This window comes from Actinomyces massiliensis 4401292 (assembly GCF_000269805.1).
GTDB classification, from domain to species: Bacteria; Actinomycetota; Actinomycetes; order Actinomycetales; family Actinomycetaceae; genus Actinomyces; species Actinomyces massiliensis.
This window is the reverse complement of sequence record NZ_JH711482.1, coordinates 289,572-307,741: the sequence shown is the minus strand read 5'-3', so window position 1 is coordinate 307,741 and position 18,170 is coordinate 289,572. Positions and strand designations below refer to the sequence as shown.

General features: G+C 66.0%; 17 protein-coding genes and 1 riboswitch. Of the genes, 3 read left to right on the top strand and 14 right to left on the bottom strand.

The window, feature by feature from the left end:
- Positions 1–146: 146 nt before the first annotated feature.
- The 7 genes from W5W_RS0109725 to W5W_RS0109695 form a co-directional block, all read right to left on the bottom strand.
- A complete protein-coding gene (locus W5W_RS0109725; RefSeq protein ID WP_017195269.1) occupies positions 147–1,061 on the bottom strand; it encodes a DUF808 domain-containing protein in 915 nt (304 codons plus the stop codon).
- A 119-nt stretch (positions 1,062–1,180) separates the two neighbouring features.
- The gene (locus W5W_RS0109720) at positions 1,181–4,129 is read right to left on the bottom strand and encodes a DEAD/DEAH box helicase (RefSeq protein WP_017195268.1); all 2,949 of its coding nucleotides are present in this window, start codon (positions 4,127–4,129) and stop codon (positions 1,181–1,183) included.
- An 89-nt stretch (positions 4,130–4,218) separates the two neighbouring features.
- Positions 4,219–5,166, bottom strand: a complete 948-nt coding sequence (locus W5W_RS0109715) for a diacylglycerol/lipid kinase family protein (protein ID WP_017195267.1) — start codon at positions 5,164–5,166, stop codon at positions 4,219–4,221.
- 71 nt (positions 5,167–5,237) lie between these two features.
- The gene (gene tatC / locus W5W_RS0109710) at positions 5,238–6,113 is read right to left on the bottom strand and encodes a twin-arginine translocase subunit TatC (RefSeq protein ID WP_017195266.1); all 876 of its coding nucleotides are present in this window, start codon (positions 6,111–6,113) and stop codon (positions 5,238–5,240) included.
- Between the two features lie 174 nt (positions 6,114–6,287).
- Positions 6,288–6,551, bottom strand: a complete 264-nt coding sequence (gene tatA / locus W5W_RS0109705) for a Sec-independent protein translocase subunit TatA (protein ID WP_017195265.1) — start codon at positions 6,549–6,551, stop codon at positions 6,288–6,290.
- A 114-nt stretch (positions 6,552–6,665) separates the two neighbouring features.
- Positions 6,666–7,727 (bottom strand): helix-turn-helix transcriptional regulator, encoded by a 1,062-nt coding sequence (locus tag W5W_RS0109700; RefSeq protein WP_017195264.1) that lies wholly within the window; start codon positions 7,725–7,727, stop codon positions 6,666–6,668.
- A gap of 1 nt (position 7,728) precedes the next feature.
- A complete protein-coding gene (locus tag W5W_RS0109695) occupies positions 7,729–8,709 on the bottom strand; it encodes a helix-turn-helix transcriptional regulator (RefSeq protein WP_017195263.1) in 981 nt (326 codons plus the stop codon).
- 83 nt (positions 8,710–8,792) lie between these two features.
- On the opposite strand from W5W_RS0109695, the gene W5W_RS0109690 reads away from it, so the two are divergent.
- The 3 genes from W5W_RS0109690 to hisG all read left to right on the top strand — a co-directional run bounded on the left by W5W_RS0109690 (position 8,793) and on the right by hisG (position 11,237).
- The gene (locus W5W_RS0109690; protein WP_029574233.1) at positions 8,793–9,974 is read left to right on the top strand and encodes a DUF3866 family protein; all 1,182 of its coding nucleotides are present in this window, start codon (positions 8,793–8,795) and stop codon (positions 9,972–9,974) included.
- Between the two features lie 60 nt (positions 9,975–10,034).
- Positions 10,035–10,298, top strand: coding sequence for a phosphoribosyl-ATP diphosphatase (locus tag W5W_RS0109685; RefSeq protein ID WP_008732916.1), 264 nt, complete (start codon positions 10,035–10,037; stop codon positions 10,296–10,298).
- Positions 10,299–10,391: 93 nt separating this feature from the next.
- Complete coding sequence (gene hisG, locus W5W_RS0109680) at positions 10,392–11,237, top strand: ATP phosphoribosyltransferase (protein ID WP_017195260.1); 846 nt, start codon at positions 10,392–10,394, stop codon at positions 11,235–11,237.
- A 35-nt stretch (positions 11,238–11,272) separates the two neighbouring features.
- Here hisG and W5W_RS0109675 read toward each other — a convergent pair whose 3' ends face one another.
- From W5W_RS0109675 to acpS, 7 genes are all read right to left on the bottom strand, one after another.
- Positions 11,273–12,283: an ABC transporter substrate-binding protein gene (locus W5W_RS0109675; protein ID WP_017195259.1), complete on the bottom strand. Its 1,011-nt coding sequence runs from the start codon at positions 12,281–12,283 to the stop codon at positions 11,273–11,275.
- 69 nt (positions 12,284–12,352) lie between these two features.
- Positions 12,353–13,057 (bottom strand): ABC transporter permease, encoded by a 705-nt coding sequence (locus W5W_RS0109670; protein ID WP_338009604.1) that lies wholly within the window; start codon positions 13,055–13,057, stop codon positions 12,353–12,355.
- Positions 13,058–13,395: 338 nt separating this feature from the next.
- Positions 13,396–13,538, bottom strand: a riboswitch (FMN riboswitch).
- A 142-nt stretch (positions 13,539–13,680) separates the two neighbouring features.
- On the bottom strand, positions 13,681–15,162 hold the full coding sequence (gene putP / locus W5W_RS0109665) for a sodium/proline symporter PutP (protein WP_017195257.1): 1,482 nt from the start codon (positions 15,160–15,162) through the stop codon (positions 13,681–13,683).
- 160 nt (positions 15,163–15,322) lie between these two features.
- The gene (dhaM, locus tag W5W_RS0109660; protein WP_017195256.1) at positions 15,323–15,739 is read right to left on the bottom strand and encodes a dihydroxyacetone kinase phosphoryl donor subunit DhaM; all 417 of its coding nucleotides are present in this window, start codon (positions 15,737–15,739) and stop codon (positions 15,323–15,325) included.
- Positions 15,727–16,362, bottom strand: coding sequence for a dihydroxyacetone kinase subunit DhaL (gene dhaL, locus W5W_RS0109655; protein ID WP_017195255.1), 636 nt, complete (start codon positions 16,360–16,362; stop codon positions 15,727–15,729). The genes dhaM and dhaL overlap by 13 nt, the downstream gene beginning before the upstream one ends.
- A gap of 38 nt (positions 16,363–16,400) precedes the next feature.
- Positions 16,401–17,405: a dihydroxyacetone kinase subunit DhaK gene (gene dhaK / locus W5W_RS0109650; RefSeq protein ID WP_017195254.1), complete on the bottom strand. Its 1,005-nt coding sequence runs from the start codon at positions 17,403–17,405 to the stop codon at positions 16,401–16,403.
- Between the two features lie 100 nt (positions 17,406–17,505).
- Positions 17,506–18,045, bottom strand: coding sequence for a holo-ACP synthase AcpS (acpS, locus tag W5W_RS0109645; protein WP_017195253.1), 540 nt, complete (start codon positions 18,043–18,045; stop codon positions 17,506–17,508).
- Between the last annotated feature and the right edge of the window lie 125 nt (positions 18,046–18,170).

Genomic DNA, 18,170 nt, shown 5'->3' with positions numbered 1-18,170 from the left:
ATCACTCGTGACGGAGCGATCCGTCGATGATCTGGCGCTCGCGCGCTTGGGCGACATCACGGGCTGAAGCATAGAGCGTATGGAAGGTTAGGAGACGTCTGCGAGTGCCGGGAAGATCGGGGAAGCCCTGTGATCATCACGGATCGTCACGCGCGATGACGGCGATGCACGATCTGGATGCCGTGCCACATCAGCGCCAGCACCGTCCCCACCACGGTCCCGATAAGACACGACATCGCGGTGCCGGTGATCCACGACAGCACCGGATTGTGGCTGAGCTCTTCGGCCCGCTCAATGGCGTGGTGCAGCGGACTGAATCCGACCTTCGCCAGATTAGTGGCCAGGATGTGCCCGCCCACCCACAGCATCGCCACAACGCCAATGACCCCTATGCCTGCGAAGACCGATGGAGCAATCGACACCACGGTGCGTCCGAACGACTGCAAGATCCCTGTACGTCCCTTGTCGGCCAGGTGCGCACCCGCGTCGTCGAGTTTGATGAGCACTCCGACCAGTCCGTAGACGGCGAAGGTGATGAGCAGAGCGACCATGACCAGGGCGACGATGCGTCTGGTGGACGACTCCCCCTGCACCTCGGCGAGGGCGAGCAGCATGATCTCTGTAGACAGGACGAAATCAGTGGTGATGGCGCGCTTGATGATGGAGGCCTCGTCTGCCGGGTCTGCCTCCTCAGAGGCGTGACCGCGGTGGAGGAAGCGCTCCAAGAGCTTCTCCCCGCCCTCGAAGCACAGATATGCCCCGCCGATGACAAGCGCAACGGGCAGGAGGGCGGGCGCCACCGCAGTCAGCAGCAGCCCGATGGGCAGAATGATGAGGAGCTTGTTGCGCAGGGATCCGAGTGCGATCTTCTTGATGATGGGCAGTTCTCGGTCAGGAGTGATGCCGGTGACGTACTGCGGTGTCGCCGCGACATCGTCCACGGTGGCGGCCGAAACCTTCGCAGAGGCCTTGACGGCCATGGAAGCCGTGTCATCAATGGTCGACAACGTCATCTTGGCGAGAGTGGCAATGTCATCGAGAAGAGCGAAGAAGCCTGACATGGGGGCGGGGGTGTCCTGTCGTGGTGAGGCGGCTCCGGGCGGAAGCCCGGCCGAAATGAGACTACCCGCAGCGTTCGGCACGCGAACAGCCGGCCTACGGGCAGAACTGCCCGGTCCGGTCATATCGCGGACCAGCCCACCACTCCCCTGTTGAGATCCAGGCCCGCTCGAGCCGCATTGGCCGACAGAGCCTCGAGCGCACGCTGTCGATCGGAGGCGGCCTTGTCGGAAGGCACGAGGCAGGCCAGTTGTCTGAGCACGTCGAGAAGCTGCTTGGAGCAACGCACGAAGTCGCCCGCCGTCAGCTCGCAGGCCTCCAGAACCTCAGCCAGATCGGCGCCCTCGCCCCATGCCCGCACTGCTCCCGCCAATGCGGGCTCCGCACCGCTGGAGAACTCGATCCGCGCCAGCGCCTCCAGGTCGTTGATCGAGCGCGACAGGCGGATCTCCTCACGCAGCACCGCTCCTAGGCGTGAGCCCGGCGCTATGGGCAATCCGAGCGATTGCGTCGCCAGTCGCGGCTCGTACACGCAGGCCGATACCGCGGCAGCCAGATCGGCAGGATCAAGCCCCTGCCATAGGCCATGCCGCAGGCACTCGGAGATGAGCAGATCGCGTTCGGCATAGATGCGCGCCAGCATCCGGCCGGCATCGGTGACCCGCAGTTCACGCTCGGGATGCCCGCGATCGACGGGCTCGAGATACCCCAACTCGGTAAGCACCTCGCACACGGAGTCGAAAAGACGGGCGATGGTGCCGGTTCGGTTCTCCACTCGAGCCTGGAGACGGTCGACATCAATGGATGCGCGCATCCACTTGCGTCCCACACGGGCATGCTCCTCCCGTTCGGGGCACGCATGGCAGGGATGCGCGCGCATCTGGTGACGCAGCTCCTCCAGATGCATGGCGGTCTGCTCGCTGTCAGCTCCTTGACGACGACGACGCTTGATCCGGGCCTGGTCCACATCTCCTGACCGCAGGGCGTCCAGAAGACGCTCCGCCAAGTGCTCGCGGTCACGAGGTCTGTGCACGTCCGCACTGGAGGCGATCTTCAGAGACCCGACCCTGACAACGCCCTCGGGAGAGGTGTCCGGCGACAGGGTCAGAACCCGGGTGTCCTCCCCCAGAACCGTCAGGATGGGTGCGCCGGTGCGATCTGTGCCGTGGTCCAGGACGACGGCGTGCTTGTGACGGCGGCCTTTGCGATGGATGACGATATCGCCCCGGTTCAAAGAGCTCATAGCCCGCACAGTCTCGTCGCGCTGTTCAGCGCGCCCGCGTCGCGACTGGTCGGCCTCGGCGTCGGCGATGCTCTGACGCAGACGCGCGTACTCGCGGAAATCACCAAGATGACAGGTCATCCGCTCCTCCAGCGAAGAGAGCTTCCGGCGCTTCCTACGAACTTGAGCAGCGAGCTCGACGACGCTGCGATCGGCCTGGTACTGGGCGAAAGAGGACTCCAGCACCTCCCGGGCCCGAGCGCGTGAGGTGCGTCCGAGCAGATTGACGGCCATGTTGTAGGTGGGGCGGAAGGCCGAGACGAGCGGGTAAGTGCGTCGTGACGCCAATGAGGAGACGAAGGCCGGTTCGATGTCGTCAGCTGCCAGGACGACGGCATGACCCTCGATGTCGATGCCGCGGCGCCCGGCTCGTCCTGTCAGCTGGGTGTACTCCCCAGGGCTGAGAGTCACATGGGCCGACCCGTTCCACTTGCGCAGGGATTCCAGGACGACAGTACGTGCAGGCATGTTGATGCCGAGCGCCAGGGTCTCAGTCGCGTAGACAACCTTGACCAGTCCGGCGCTGAACAGCTCCTCAACGGTCTCCTTGAAGACGGGGAGGAGGCCGGCGTGGTGGGCGGCCACGCCTCGCTCCAGGGCGTGCACCCAGTTGCGGAAGCCCAGCACTCCCAGGTCTCTCGTAGGAATCTCGGCCGTGTGCCGCTCAATGACCTCGCAAATCCGAGCCGCTTCGGACTCGGTTGTCAGATCGATTCCGGCATCCACGGCCTGGTCGACAGCCTGCTGGCAGCCGGCACGGGAGAAGACGAATACGATTGCCGGGAGGAGATCGGCCTGCTCGAGTGCTGTGATGACGGTGACCCGTGACGGCGGGCGCAAGCGCGCCATGCGAGCACCGCCATCGCCTCGGCGCCGCGCTGGGTAGTCGGGCCGACTCCGGCCTCGTCGCCACGGTCGAGTTCGCGAACCGACCGAGCCCCTGCCGGACTTGGAGGCGCCCGCCTCACCGGCTGCCGCACGACGAGCCCTGGCCAGGGCCTTGAGCAGGTCGGGATTGAGCGGAAGTTCTGCCGCCGTCTCACTCGCCTCACCGCTGTCGGAGACGTCGGAGGCGGCTGCCCGCGATGAGGGCGACAAGGGCGACGAAGACATGGTGTGAAGGCGGAGCAGACGTCGGCCGACCATCATGTGCTGGGTCAGGGGCACCGGCCGGTGCTCGGAGACGACGACGGCGGTCCGGCCTCGCACCTGTCCGAGCCAGTCGCCGAACTCCTCGGCGTTCGAGACGGTCGCTGACAAGGACACCACCTGCACCTCCGGCGCCAGGTGGATGATGACCTCCTCCCATACCGGACCGCGAAATCGGTCCGCGAGGTAGTGGACCTCATCCATGACCACGAAACCGAGGCGATCCAGATCACGAGAACCCGAGTAGAGCATGTTGCGCAGGACCTCGGTGGTCATGACGATGATGTCCGCATGAGGGTTGACTGAAGTGTCCCCGGTCAGCAGGCCGACCTGTTGCGTGCCGTAGTGCGCCAGCAGATCGAGATACTTCTGGTTGGACAGGGCCTTGATGGGGGTGGTGTAGAAGGCCTTGAGACCCTTGGCCAATGCCAGGTGGATGGCGAATTCGCCGACAACGGTCTTGCCCGCGCCCGTGGGCGCGGCGACCAGCACGCCCTCGCCGCGTTCGAGCGCTTCGCACCCGCGCACCTGGAAATCGTCGAGCGGGAAGTCGTAGGAATCGGCGAAGCGGGTGAGCTCACTGCGGGAGGAGGCCTGTCGGCGTCGGGCAGCGGCATAGCGTTCGGCGGGCGAGCTCATGAGATCAGCCTACGGGTGCCACTGCCCGGCTCCGGGACCGCGCCTCGCAGCCTCTCAGCTCGGCCGACGACCTCTTCACGATTCGATTCTCAGCCCGGGAGCAGTACTGAGACCACATTGCGCACCGCTTCCAGGCGCAGCGGCAGACCGGCGATGGCTTCGCCGTCCGCCATGGGGTGCGGAGGCGTGCGCAACCCGGGCCTGGAAGGTAAAGCCTCAATCGTGAGAACGCGAGAACGCTCGAGATGGACGGCAGGGTCATCTAGATGCGAACCGGAGAAGATCCGTGTCAGCAGGCCGAGGAGTCTGACTCGTCTCACCGGCTCCAGTCGGAGTACGTCGAGCAGACCATCGGCGGCGTCCGCATCGGGCGCCAAGTCCATACCGCCGCCGATGTAACGAGTATTGGCGGCTGCGACCAGCAGAGCCGCTCCCTCCCAGGTTCCGGAATCGGTGGTGAGGCGATAGCCATAAGGTGCAAGACCGGTCAATTCTCCCAGGACTGCACGCAGATAGCGTCCCTCTCCCGAGGGCCAGGACAGCGTGTTGGCACGGGCATTGACAGCGGCGTCCAGCCCGGCGGAGACGACGGCCAAGGACCACGTGTGCTCATCGGGCACGGGCGATCCATTGGGACGGGTAGCATGGATGGCGTCCAGGCGAGCGATGCGTCCTGCACCGCGCAGAGCGGAGTCGATGATCCTGGCGGCGGCGGCCACGTCGCGGCTGGGCAGGCGGAGATGACGAGCGATGTCATTGCCGGTCCCCACCGCGATAATGCCCAACGGCACATCCGTGGTGGCCACGACGTCAAGGCCGAGGTGGACGGTGCCGTCCCCGCCGACCACAACCAGAGCGTCCACGCCGCCGTCGTGCTCCAGAAGCGCCGTGGCATTGGCACGTGACTCCTCATAAGAGGACCCCTGGACGACGATGACATCATGCCCGGCGGTGAGCAGCGCGGTGATGGCGGCGTGCGCAGCGCCTCCGTGGCGTCCCCGTCCGGACGTCGGATTGGCGACCAAGGCAATGCGCATAGTGGTGATGGGGCGGCAATAACGGAAATGACAGATTAGGGGTGAGGAGACCGAGCCGGGGGGCGAACGGCTCAGGCCGTGTCGGCGCTCTTGGACATCTCAGCGGACTGGGAGGTCGGGACCGCGGGTCTGGCCAGAGCGGCGTCGAGCTCGGCATCGAGCTTGGCGCGTCTCTTCTCCACACGATCGTCATGCTTGATCGAGATGAAACAGGCCAGGAAATACAGGCCGGTGATGGGCAGGGCCATGAAGATCATGGACCACGGATCAGGCAGTGGGTTGGCGAAGGCCATGAAGGTGAAGATGCCCACCACGGCCCAGCGCCAGCCCTTGATCATGGTTCTGCCCTTCATGAGCCCGAGCATGTTGAGGGCCACGAGCAGCTCGGGCAGGAGGAAGGCGATCCCGAAGACCAGCACGAGTCGCATGACGAATGACAGGTACAGGTTGGCCCCAATGACTCCCGCCGTAGGACCGTCGGGAATGAAGCCGGTGAGAATAACTACCGCATGCGGCATGATCCACATGCCCAGAGCGACTCCGGAGGAGAACAGGATGAGCCCGGCGAGGCCGTAGGCCCAGGTATATGCCTTCTCCCTGCGTGTCATTCCCGGCCCCACGAAGGCCCAGAACTCATACATCCATAAGGGCGCGGAGAGCAGGACGCCGAGCCAGATCGAGACCGTGAGCTTCATGTCGAAGGAGGCCAGAATCGTGTCGAAGTTCAGCGTCAGATTGGCGCCCTTGGCGTTGGCGGCCTCGATAGGGCGTGTGATGAGGGCGAAAGCCCAGTCATAGATCATGTATCCCACGACCGACATGACCAGGACGCCCAGGGCCGAGATGAAGATCCGGTTGCGCAGCTCGCGCAAGTGGTCCCCGATGGACATGCGCGCCTCGGGGTTGTCCCTGCGCCTCGATCGTTTGATCTTAGGGAGCTTGGGCACCGGAGCCTCCTTAACCGGTTTCAGAACCGCTCGGAACAACTGAGGATGCACTCCGTCATCCTCGTCACCTCGATCACGCGCCCGTTCCTTTGCATCTATTCGAAATAGGGCCGAATATGGCCGAATAGACCGAGTATGTCTCATACGGCAGCATCGGATTCGGGCGCGTGAAAGTCATTTCTGCGCTGAGCCCTCGGAGCTCTGCGCAGCGCTCTGGCCAGGCTGAGTGGGCTGGGTGTAGTACGTGCCCTCCTGGGGCTGCTGAATCTGAGCGGGGGACTGCTTGTCCTCATCATCCTCGCGCAGGTCCTTGATCTCCTTCTTGAAGACCTTCATGGACTGCCCCACGCTCTTGGCCATGTCGGGAAGTCGGTTGGAGCCGAAGACGAGCACGATGACGATGACCAGGACGATAATGTGCCAGGCTTGAATTCTCACGGCGCTACTCCTCTGGTAGGCGGGCTTGTGTCGATACAGACTGAGTCTAACCTCCGGCAGACCCGTCCCCGAACGAGGGCCTGAGGCGTTGGCTCCGCGATCGCTCCGCAGCGGTCACTGTGAAGCGGCAGGCCCCGGTAGCGGATCAGCCGCTCCCCGGTAGTGGGCTAGTGCCCGTTTCGCCGCGGCCGCCGCCTCCTGAGCCAGGTCGACCGGCTCGACGGCGACCAGGTGCCTGCCCGCGGACAGCACCAGACTGACGAGCCACGGGCGGTCGCGGCCGCGCACGGTGACCGTCATGGCGCCGTCGGGGTGCTCGATGACGTGCTCACAGCGCAACTGCTCGATCAGCCACCGACCGCCGGGGGCCAGGGTGAGAACAGCCGTCTGCTGCGGAGCCTCGGGCTCACCGCGTCGGCGCGGCCTGCGGTGAGAGGTCGCAGGAGCATCCATGCAGGCGATGTCCAGAATACGGTCGAGTCGGAAGGAACGTTCGCCTCGGGACTTGAGGCACCAGGCTCGTAAAGTCAGGTGCGCACCATCGGTGGTGAGTCCGAGAGGATCAACCTCCCGCACCGACCGGGAATCAGTGGCTGAGACGTAGGTGAGGCGCAGCCGCCGCTGTTCGGCCAGGGCGCATCTCACAGTCCGGAGCACCAGGGGGTCAGAGCTCATGGTGGAGTTAGTGGCTGCCGGAGCCATCGGATCCGTCGATCGCGCGGCTGACGCAGTGCCGCCATGGACCTCTGCGGCAGCCGTTGCAGCTGCTGTACCAGATGCATCGCCACTGACGGCCCTGGTGAGCGCCGCCTGCGCACCCTGCAGAGCGGCTGAAGAAGCAGGGTCTCCCGCGAGGGCCTGACCAAGCACGCGCAGGGACAGGAGCAGAGCGATCGCCTCCTGGCGCGATAACCGCACCGGCAGATCCAGCCCCAGGGGCTCGGTCAGGCTCAGACGCTCTGCTTCGAACGCGGTGGCCGAGAAGTCGACAAGATCCCCCGGCATCCCCCCGGGCAGGCCTGAGACCCACAGGGTCTCCACATCGCGGCGGATGGCCTCAGGGGTGACGCCGAAGTGAGCGGCGGCCTCCTGGAAGGTCGCACCGTCGTTGTCGGCGACCCAGGCGGGCAGTGCCAGGAGTCGGACAAGCCGGTCGACAGAACTGCGTCGAGCCATGTCACCGCCCCTCTGTTTCATGAGGATCGAGCGCTGCGGCCCCGGTGAGGTGAGCCACGACATCACCGCGCAACTGCTGCGGTCCCAAGACCTTCACAGCATCGGCCAGCGCGGCCAGCGAGCCCGCGAAGGCGAAACGGTCGGTGTAGAGAACAGTGAGCACGTCCCATCCCTCGGGCCCAGCCCGGCGAGGGCCATCACCCGCGGTGATCGCCTGCGCCTGGTTTCTCAGGTGCAGAGCCCTGCCCGGGGCGACGGCAAGGACCGCCTCATGCGCATCGGGCTCGCCGTACTCGGGCGGCGTGAAGGCGTCGGGACCGGACACCAGGGATACTCCCCCTGCGACCCGCGCCAAGCGGAATGTGCGGAGGGCATCGGCACTACGATCCAGAGCGTCGAGGTACCAGGCGCCCCCGGACATCCGCAGCCGGTGGGGCTCGACGATGCGGGCGCGGGTCGTGCCGGAGGAGGCCGATGCGTAGTCGAAGGACACAACGCGGCGCTCATCGACGGCAGTGGCCAACAAAGTCGAGATCTCCTCGCCGGCGAGATCGGCCGTGAGGTCCACCAGGGCATCCTGACGGGGGTCATCGTCGATAACGGCACGGATCTTGGTCAGGGCGTGCCGGGCGGTGGCGGTCAGCTCCCCCGAGCGCCAGGCGGAGGCCGCCAGGGCGACGGCCGCCGCCTCCTGGGCGGTCAGGGTGACGTCGGGCAGGGCGTAATCGTCTTCGGCGATGGAATAGCGGCTCTCCTCGCCCTGGCCGGCAGTAGTGATCGTAATGCCGAGATCGCGCAGAACTCCCTTGTCCCTTTCGAACATGCGGCGAGCGGCCTCGCCTCCGCGCCAGTCATAACCGCTCACGGTGGACACCACCTCCGCCGCCGTCATGCCCGCGGCGGTGTTGCGCAGGGCCAGCAGCAGGTTGACCTGCCGCTCTTCGGCGGGAATCGTCTGGCTGGGTGCGCGTGTCACGATCACAGCGTAGGCGCGCAGGGGGCTCGTCACTCACCCCAACGGCCGTCCGCACCACCAGCAATACCGTCAACCGGTACGGTTCGTCCATGATGTGGCGCGATGGCGAGGTTCTGGCAGCAAGGCGCAGGTGGGGGCCGACGGGCAGGCAGTGCGCCGAGTTGGACGTGCGCGTGACCGGGGCGCCGGCGGGCGCTTTCGCATTGCCGGCCGGCACGGAGCTGCGCGCCGTCGCCTACGAAACCCTCACCGGGGTTCCCGATCCCGGTGAGCGGGTGCGTTTGGAGGTCTCCGCCCTCGACCGCACTCTCGGCACGGGCGGACACGCCATGGTGTGCGCCCGGTTCGACGTCCTGCCCGCAGACACCAACCACGAGGGGCATCTCGTCAAGGCCCGCTACATGCCCGACCAGGTCATGGTCACCGGAGTGGATGAGCAGGGCACGATTCATCACGGCCTGCTCTCCTCCCCCGTCGGCGAGCTCATGCTCGAGGGGACCCCGGTGATCATCGCGGACTTGCACTCGAGCCTGCCGGCCATTCTCGCCGGTACTCGCGCAGCAGACGCATCTGAGGACATGCGCGCCGTCTACGTCATGACCGACGGCGGCGCCCTGCCCCTGCCGTACTCGCGCACCGCGGCAGCACTGCGCGAGACGGGTCGGCTGGCCGGCACGGTGACTGCAGGGCAGGCGTGGGGCGGCGACGTCGAGGCCGTTTCCGTGCACAACGCGCTGCTCGCAGCCAGACATGTACTCGGAGCCGACCTCATTGTTCTCATTCAAGGACCCGGAAATCTGGGAACCGACACCCCGTGGGGCTTCTCCGGTGTGGCCTGCGGTGATGCCGTCAATGCGGTGGCTGCTCTGGGCGGGAGGGCCGTCGCCTGCCTGCGAATCTCGCAGGCCGATGCGCGGCCGCGCCATCAAGGCGTCTCGCACCACTCACTGACGGCCTATGGAAAAGTGGCCTTGGCCGCAGCCGATGTCGTCGTCCCCCAACTACCGGGAGCCCTGGGCGAGCAGATCGCCGCCCAGGCGCGCCGGCTGTGCAGCCCACGACCGCTGGGAGCCCGGCACCAATACGTGGAGGTGGGCATCGACGGTCTCCTCGAGGCACTGGAGATGTCCGAACGGATCACGGGAGTACGGCTGTCCACCATGGGCCGCGGCCTGCACGAAGACGCAGCAGCCTTCCTCGCGGCCGCTGCCGCCGGGCGACATGCGGCTCGCCTCGTGCAGGCGCGCAGGAGCAGCGCCCCGGACAGGTAGCCGACGATCTCTATGAGACGCGCACTTCGCGCCATCGCCTCTGACGCTACCCTTGGCGGCATGAAGACCTTTGAGGACCTGTTCGCCGAACTTCAGGACAAGGCGGCCGCTCGCCCCGCGGACTCCGGGACCGTGGCCGAGCTGGATCGCGGCGTCCATTTCATCGGCAAGAAGCTGGTCGAGGAGGCCGCCGAGTCCTGGATGGCCTGCGAGCACGAGTCCGATGAGGCGGCCTGCGAAGAGCTCAGTCAACTGCTCTACCACGCACAGGTCATGATGATCGCCAAGGGCTACACGCTCGCCGACATCTACAAGCACCTCTGATATCCCTGATATCCCTGATATCTCTAATATCTCTGAGCCGGATTGCTCTCCACATCGTCACCGCCTGCAAGGATTAAGGATCTAAGGATTACCGTGCTGCGCATCGCCGTGCCCAACAAGGGGTCTCTGTCCGAGCCCGCCATCACCATGCTCACCGAGGCCGGGTACCGCACCCGCCGCACTGGACGCGAGCTCGTTCTCCTCGACGAGGCCAACGGAGTCGAGCTGTTCTTCCTGCGCCCTCGAGACATCGCCGTCTATGTGGGCCAGGGCACCGTCCACGCCGGCATCACCGGCCGCGACCTGCTCCTTGACTCCGGTGTGGCTGCCATAGAGCATTTGCCCCTGGGGTTCGCCCGCTCAACTTTCCGCTTCGCCGCTCCGGCGGGCACGATGTCCTCCCTGGCTGATGTGGCGGGTCGTCGTGTGGCCACTTCCTACGACGTGCTCGTGCGCGACTACCTCGCCGGCCAGGGCGTGGAGGCGCAGACCGTTCACTTGGACGGAGCAGTGGAGTCCTCGGTCCAACTGGGAGTCGCCGATCTGATCGCAGACGTTGTCGAGACCGGCACGACACTGCGCGCCGCGGGACTGGAGACCTGCGGCGATCCGATCCTGTCCAGCGAGGCCGTCCTCATCACGACCGAGCAGTACCAGGATGCGCCCGGCCTGGCCACACTCGTGCGACGCCTGGAGGGTGTGCTGCGAGCCCGCTCCTACGTCCTGGTGGACTACGACGTGCCCATGAACAAGCTGCAGGAGGCGGCAGCGCTCACCCCGGGAATCGAGTCGCCGACGGTCTCACCCCTGCAGAATCCCGACTGGGTGGCGGTGCGCGCCATGGTGCCGCGTGCGGACATGAATCGGATCATGGACGAGCTCTACGAGGTGGGCGCCCGGGCCATCCTCGTGTCCTCGCTCCTGGCCTGCCGTTTGTAACGGGCCGAGAGAGCTGAGAGATGGACGTGTCGAAACTACTGCCCTAGGGGAACGCACACGTCAGAGGCCTGCGGTACCTGCTCGCCCATGAGCTCATGGTCTTTCAGGAAGTCGATCATGGGGGGAAAGTCGTCAACCCTCACTGAGCCGATGGCCTGGCCGTCCTTCCCCTTGATGAGCTCCCCGGTGGCCACCGCCACCTCGCGGGCATGCGCAGCCTGAGTTGCGTCGGTCAGATCGGGCACGTACTCCTTGGTGGCCTCGACGGCGGCGTCCGGGTCCTCAACGAACGTTGTCATGCCGGTGACCGATGCCGTCACGGCGTCGGTGAGCTCGTCACGGCGGGCCGCCAGGACATCAGGCGTGGTGATCAAGGAGACTCCCAGCAACGGCACGTCCTCGCCTATGTTCAGAATGCGCACCGGCGTCCCGTTCTGCTCGAGTTGCACGGCGTCGTTGTTGGAGAACCCCGCGACCGCGTCGACCTTGCCCGATGCGAGAGCGGCCTGCTGGGTGTAGCCGATCTCCTGGACATCGACGTCGTCCGGACTGAGCCCGGCCGTGGACAGCGCCACCAGGACGGAGTACCAGGTCTCCCCCGTCTTACCGGGCGTGCCGATGATCCGGCCCTTGAGCGCCGCCAGGTCAGTGATGTCGGAGTCCTCGGGCACAATGATGCAACCGGGGTAGCGCTGGTAGAAGCCGCCGATGACAACCAGACCGTTCCCGTTGGAGGCGGCAACGACCGCCTCGTCCGCGCCGGCGACCACGACCTGCTCCGTACCGGCCAGCAGGGCATCGAACAGGCCCTCCTGGTCGCCATGATGGCGCAGGGAGACGCCCGAGGAGTACTGCCCGCTGGACAGCGCCAGATAGAAGGGGGCGAATTGAATATTGGGCGTGTAGGTCAGTCCGATGACCATGCCGCCAGCGGCGTCGGCTGACGCCTTCTGGGCGCCGGTGCCGGAGCCGCATGCGGTGAGGATGCCCGCCAGCGCAGTGGCGGAAGCGGTGGACAGGAAGTGCCGACGTGACAGGAGGCTCATGATGTGTCTTTCCGGTCAGGGGTGGATGGAGGATGAGAACTGCTGATGGACGACAGTCGGGACGCGCCCTCAGGTCGCTCGACGCCCGCGCAGAGAATCGACGACGCGACTGCGGCGCTCGAGCTCCTGCAGGCACCAGTGGATGCTCGTCGCCATGATGCAGAGAACGGCGATGGTGGAGAACAGCCCGGCGGTATCGACGCTCTGGCGCTGAGAGGCCAAGACCATGCCCAGTCCCTTGCCGCCCATGGTCATCTCCCCGATGACCGCACCGGTCACCGACAAGGTGAAACCGGTGCGCAACCCGGACAGGATGGCGGGCAGAGCCAGCGGCAGCTCCATATACGCCACCATGGACGGGCCGTGGGCGCCGTCCAGCCGAGCGGCATCGATGATGTCGGTGTCCAGGCTGCGCAGGCCGAGCAGGACGGACACCGTAATCGGGAAGAAGACCATGAGGACGCACAGCACGACGGTCGGCACGGTGCCGTAGCCGATCCACACCACCAGCAGCGGGGCGACAGCGATGGCCGGAACCGCCTGGGAGGCCGCGATGTAAGGCAGGACAGCGCGAGCGAACGGGCGCCAATGGAACAAGCCCCATGCCAGGGGAAGGGATAGTGCCGCGGCAGCGAGGCAGCCCAGAACGGCCTCGGTCAGAGTCACCTGCGCATAGCCGAGCAGGCCGCCTCGGCTCACTCCCAACCACAAGCGGCGAGCAACATCAAAGGGACCGGGCAGGAAGACGGGGAGTATGAGACCTGCGCGGGTCACAGCCCACCAGAGGGCCAGAACCGTCGCCCCCAGTAAGAGTGCGGGGCCAGGGAGCCGACGAGTTCGGGGAGGCCGGACAGCGGAACGCTCTGAGCGCAGCAGTACAGCTCCACCGCTCCGGCTCTCGACCGTGCTTTCAGGGCTTTCGGGCAGCGCAGACACGGGGCGTTCGGCGATGGCGGTGCTCACTGCGGTCCTCTCCGGTTGCCCGGAGCGGGCGCCCCGGGCAAGGCTCCGGGGTGACGGTCGGCGAGCGGCTCGCGCCGCGGCACTCGGGGACCGATAACAGCTCGCATGTGCGAGCCGAAACCGTCCGGGTAATCCCCCGGCCCGGGCGCCTCGTGCATCCTCCCATCCGGACTTTCACCGTCGGCGCCGGAATTCCACCGGCTCAGCCGGTTGTGCCAACCCGACGGGCTGGTACAACCGGGTCGCGGACTATTACCGCCGGCTCGGATTTTCACCGACCCCGGAGCACGTTGCTGGCAGTGACTTTAGCCGACTGCCGCATGCACGACAAGCACGCGCATATACGACAAACACTGTAAACACGACAAACACGGCAATGGGCCGTCCACCGGGTGCGCCCGCCAAGTCCACCGGGGCCGTCCGGTCCACCGGACTCAACGGGCTGCGGTGATCGCGGCCTCGAACTCGGCCTTGACCCTGGGGTCGGGACGGCCGGCATAGGACACGGCACAGGCGACGAGCAGGTTGGCGGCGAAGCCCGGGGCGAGCTCGTACAGGTCGAAGAGCCCGCCAGGGCCGCCATCTATATTGCCCCAGATCATGACCACAACGGCCCCGGTCACCATACCGGCGACTGCGCCCAGGGCCGTCAAACGTTGCCAGTAGAGGCACAGCAGGACGGTCGGACCGAAGGACGCGCCGAAACCGGCCCAGGCGAAGGCCACCAGGGCCAGAATCGTGTCACTGGGATTCCACGCCATGGCGGCTGCCACGACAGCGATGCCCAGAACCGCGAACCGGGAGTACATGACCAGACGGGCCTGCGAGAGCTCCCTGTTGCCGACCTGCTTGTAGAGGTCCTCAATGAGAGCGGAGGAGGTCACCAGGAGCTGGCTGGAGACGGTCGACATGATGGCGGCCAGGATCGCGGCCAGCATGAACCCCGCGACCAAGGGGTGGAAGAGAAGCTGTCCCAGAGTGATGAATACGGCTTCGGGATTGTCCAGGCGGCCGCTGTCACGCTGATACACGGCCACGCCGACAATGGCGGTCGCAGCGGCTCCGGCGACCGCGAAGAGCATCCACCCGATGCCGATGCGTCGCCCGGCGACGGCCTCCCGCGGAGAACGGATCGCCATGAAGCGCACAATGATGTGCGGCTGTCCGAAATACCCCAGGCCCCAGGCCAGCGAACTGATAATGCCGATGATCGAGGTTGTCGATCCGACCATTGCCCAGTAGTTCGAGTCAACCGCACTGACAGCATCAACAGTCGCAGTGATGCCGCCGAGATGGATGACACCGACGACAGGGACGGCGATGAGCGCCGTCACCATCATGAGGCCCTGGACGAGGTCCGTGTAGGACACGGCCAGGAATCCGCCCACAAGCGTGTACATGACGGTGACGCCCGCGACGAGCGTCAGACCCAGCCGATAGTCCATGCCGAAGGAGGACTCGAAGAAGGTACCGCCCGAGACCATGCCGGAGGAGACGTAGAAGGTGAAGAACACCAGGATGATCGCACCACTGGCCCAGCGCAGCAGATGCAGCGAATCATGGAGACGATTGTCGAGGAAACTCGGGATGGTGATCGAGTTGGAGGCGACCTCGGTGTAGGTGCGCAGGCGCGGCGCCACGAAGCGCCAGTTGAGCCAGGCTCCCACGGTCAGGCCGACGGCGATCCATGACTCGACCAAGCCGCCGGCGTACAGGGCTCCGGGCAAACCCATGAGCAGCCAGCCAGACATGTCCGCGGCTCCGGCGGACAGCGCCGTCACCGCCGGCCCCAAGCCGCGATCGGCCAGCATGTAATCGTCGAGCGAGTCATTGCGGCCGTAAGCCCACCAGCCGATGACAACCATTCCGACGAAATAAACGATCATCGAGATGGCTGAGAAAGTCGCAGGAGACATGGTTCTGGTCAATTCTCCTAATAGGGGACGTTCGTCCTATGCTAACCGAGGTCGGTTCTTTCTGCTTTTCTTCGCCACAGGGGATACAGGATAGGGGATACGGGCCGGCCTGCACGTCCGGCGGTACTGAGAACGATGGCGAGTATCCTGAGACTCCTGCTTAGCGGGCCATCTGCATGCGCTTGGCCTCCACGGAGGCTTCGGCCTCGATGACAACGGCATCAAGCGCTTTGCCGACACCGGCGGCCGCATAGGCGCCGATAAGGCCCTCCACGACCGGCGCCGAACTCAGATGCACCCGAGAGGCGAGACTGGGATCAATCAGTTCAAGTGCCGTCTCGGCACTCATGATCCCGCTGCCGAGATCGGCCAGGACGAGAACGCCTTCACCGTCGTCGGCCCTTTCAATGGCGGCCCCCACCTCGGTGGTGTCGGTGCCCAGTCCGCCCCCGGGCAGTCCCGCGGCAAGCTCAACACGAACATCCAGATCAGGGATGAGCCCGGTGGCGAGTCCGAGCGCCGCCTGCGCGAGCTCCAGAGAGTGCGAGACGAGGACGAGGCCGGTCACGAGGCGCATCCATCGACGACATCGGCCAGAGCGCGAACAACAAGAGCGGTCGAGGAGGCGCCGGGGTCGATGTGCCCGATGGAGCGCTCTCCGAGATAGGAGGCGCGCCCTTTCATGGCCCGCATCGATTCGGTTGCCGCCCGGCCCGCATCGGCGGCCGCAGCCGCCGCCTGAAGCGCGGCTCGCAGATCAGCACCCGAGCGCAGGGAATCGAGGGCCGGGAACCAGGCGTCGAGCATCGTCTTGTCTCCGGCCTCGGCCCGACCTCGCTGCACAATGCCGCCGACGCCGGCCTCGACCGCGGCCACCAGGGCGTCCAGATCGAGACCACGACGGCCTGCGGACACGGCGGCCATGCGCAGGAAGAATGTGCCGTACAAGGGACCCGACGCACCGCCGACCCTCGCAATGAGGGTCATCGCGACCTTCTTCAAGACGACCTCCGGGGAGTCGGGGACAGGGTCCAGGACCTCGACGGCGGACGCCAGGCCCCGCTTCATATTGACACCGTGGTCGGCGTCGCCGATGGCGGAATCCAGCCGGGTGAGTTCGTCGGCGTGTTCGGCCACGAGCTCATTACTGCGGCGGATCCAGGCCGCCAGGTCTGCCGCATTCAGCTCAGCCGGTGCCATGCTCGTCGCGTTCGTCGCGCTTGCTGCGTTCATCGCGTTCAGTCCCCCCAACACAGACCGGGAGTGCGCACCGGGGCATCCCACAGGCGCAGGACCTCCTGGTCGGTGCGCACGAGGGTCAAGGAGCAGCCCGCCATATCGAGACTGGTCACATAGTTGCCGACGAGGCTGCGCTCTACGACGACGCCAGCGGACTCGAGCAGTCTGGCTACTTCCGCGTACATGATATAGAGCTCAATGAGCGGACTGGCGCCCATGCCGTTGAGGAGAGCGATAACACCGCTTCCGTCACCGGGCGGCAGTTCGGCGAGGATCGGCTCAACGAGGCGCTCGGCGATCTCACCAGCTGCAGCCGCCTTCTCACGGTGATGGCCGGGCTCGCCGTGGATGCCGATGCCTATCTCCATCTCGTCGTCCGGCAGATCGAAGGAGGGGCGGCCGTGAGTGGGAACAGTGCAGGAGTTCAGCGCCATCCCCATGGAGCGGCCATTCCGGCAAACCCGTTCGGCGAGGGCGGCGACCTCGGCAAGGCTTCTTCCCTCCTCGGCGGCGGCCCCGGCCACCTTCTCCACGATGACCGTCACACCCACGCCGCGACGGCCGGTGGTGTAGAGAGAATCCTCAACAGCCACGTCATCCTCGACGACGACAGCGACAACTGGGATACCGGCGTCCATTTCAATGAGTTCGGCGGCCATCTCGAAATTCATGACGTCGCCGGTGTAATTCTTCACGATGTGGAGGACGCCGGCCCCGCAATCGACGGCGGTGGTGGCGGCAGCGATCTGGTCGGGAACGGGCGAGGTGAAGATCTCGCCCGCGCAGGCAGCGTCCAGCATGCCTGCGCCGACGAAGCCGCCGTGAAGGGGCTCGTGCCCGCTGCCGCCTCCGGAGACGATGGCGACCTTGCCGTCCTCCTTGGGAGTAGCGCGGTAGACGATGCGCCGATCGATATTGACTCGAAGCGCATTCGGATGTGCCGCGGCCATGCCGGCCAGGGATTCCGTGACGACGGCATCAGCGGCATTGATGAGCTTCTTCATGCGTCAATGCTACGTTTAATGATTCCTCAATCACAGTGAGTCCTCACGCGGGTCTGGCGGGCACCCCGGCACTCCGGCATGAAGAGAATGGTCACGACTCTCAGTCGGCGAGGGCCAGAACGACGGCAGCCGCCCAGGTGGCGTCGTGAGTGAGGGAGACCGGCCACAGACCGGATCGTCGAGCCCCCTCCCCCAGACTCATCCCGAGCGCGCCGGCAATCACGTCGGCGAAGCGCAGCGAGGGCCGCCCCCAGCGGTCGGTGACGATCTCGATGTCGCGCCAATCGACGTCATCGGGCGCCAGGGCCGGGGGTAGAGCATGACCCGCATGCGCATTGGCACCCGTCGACCAGGCCTTGATGAATGCCTCCTTGGCGGCCCAGCGGGCGGCCAGATGCTCGACCTCGGCCGAGTGGGTGCTCTCGGCGCGACGTCGCGCCTCACGGCGCTCGCGGACGGTGAAGGCACGTTCTGCGAAGACGGTGCCGGGCTGAGTCAGCTGCTGAGCGAGGCCGGGGATGTGGACGAGGTCCAGACCCACCCCGAGAACGCGCGAACCCGCGGGCGCCTCGGGAGTCTCGGGGAGGGGCGGTAGGTTGCCGGACCCGCCCAGATGCCGTCGGGCGTCGTCAGTATCCATAGTCATCCATCGTTGTATTGGACGTATTGGAGCAGCCCCGTGCCGAGCCGGCCTCAGACCGCCGGCCGCCGCAGCAGATCCGCAGCCGTCAGAGGCGAACCTCCGAGGGCGGGTGATCCGATGCG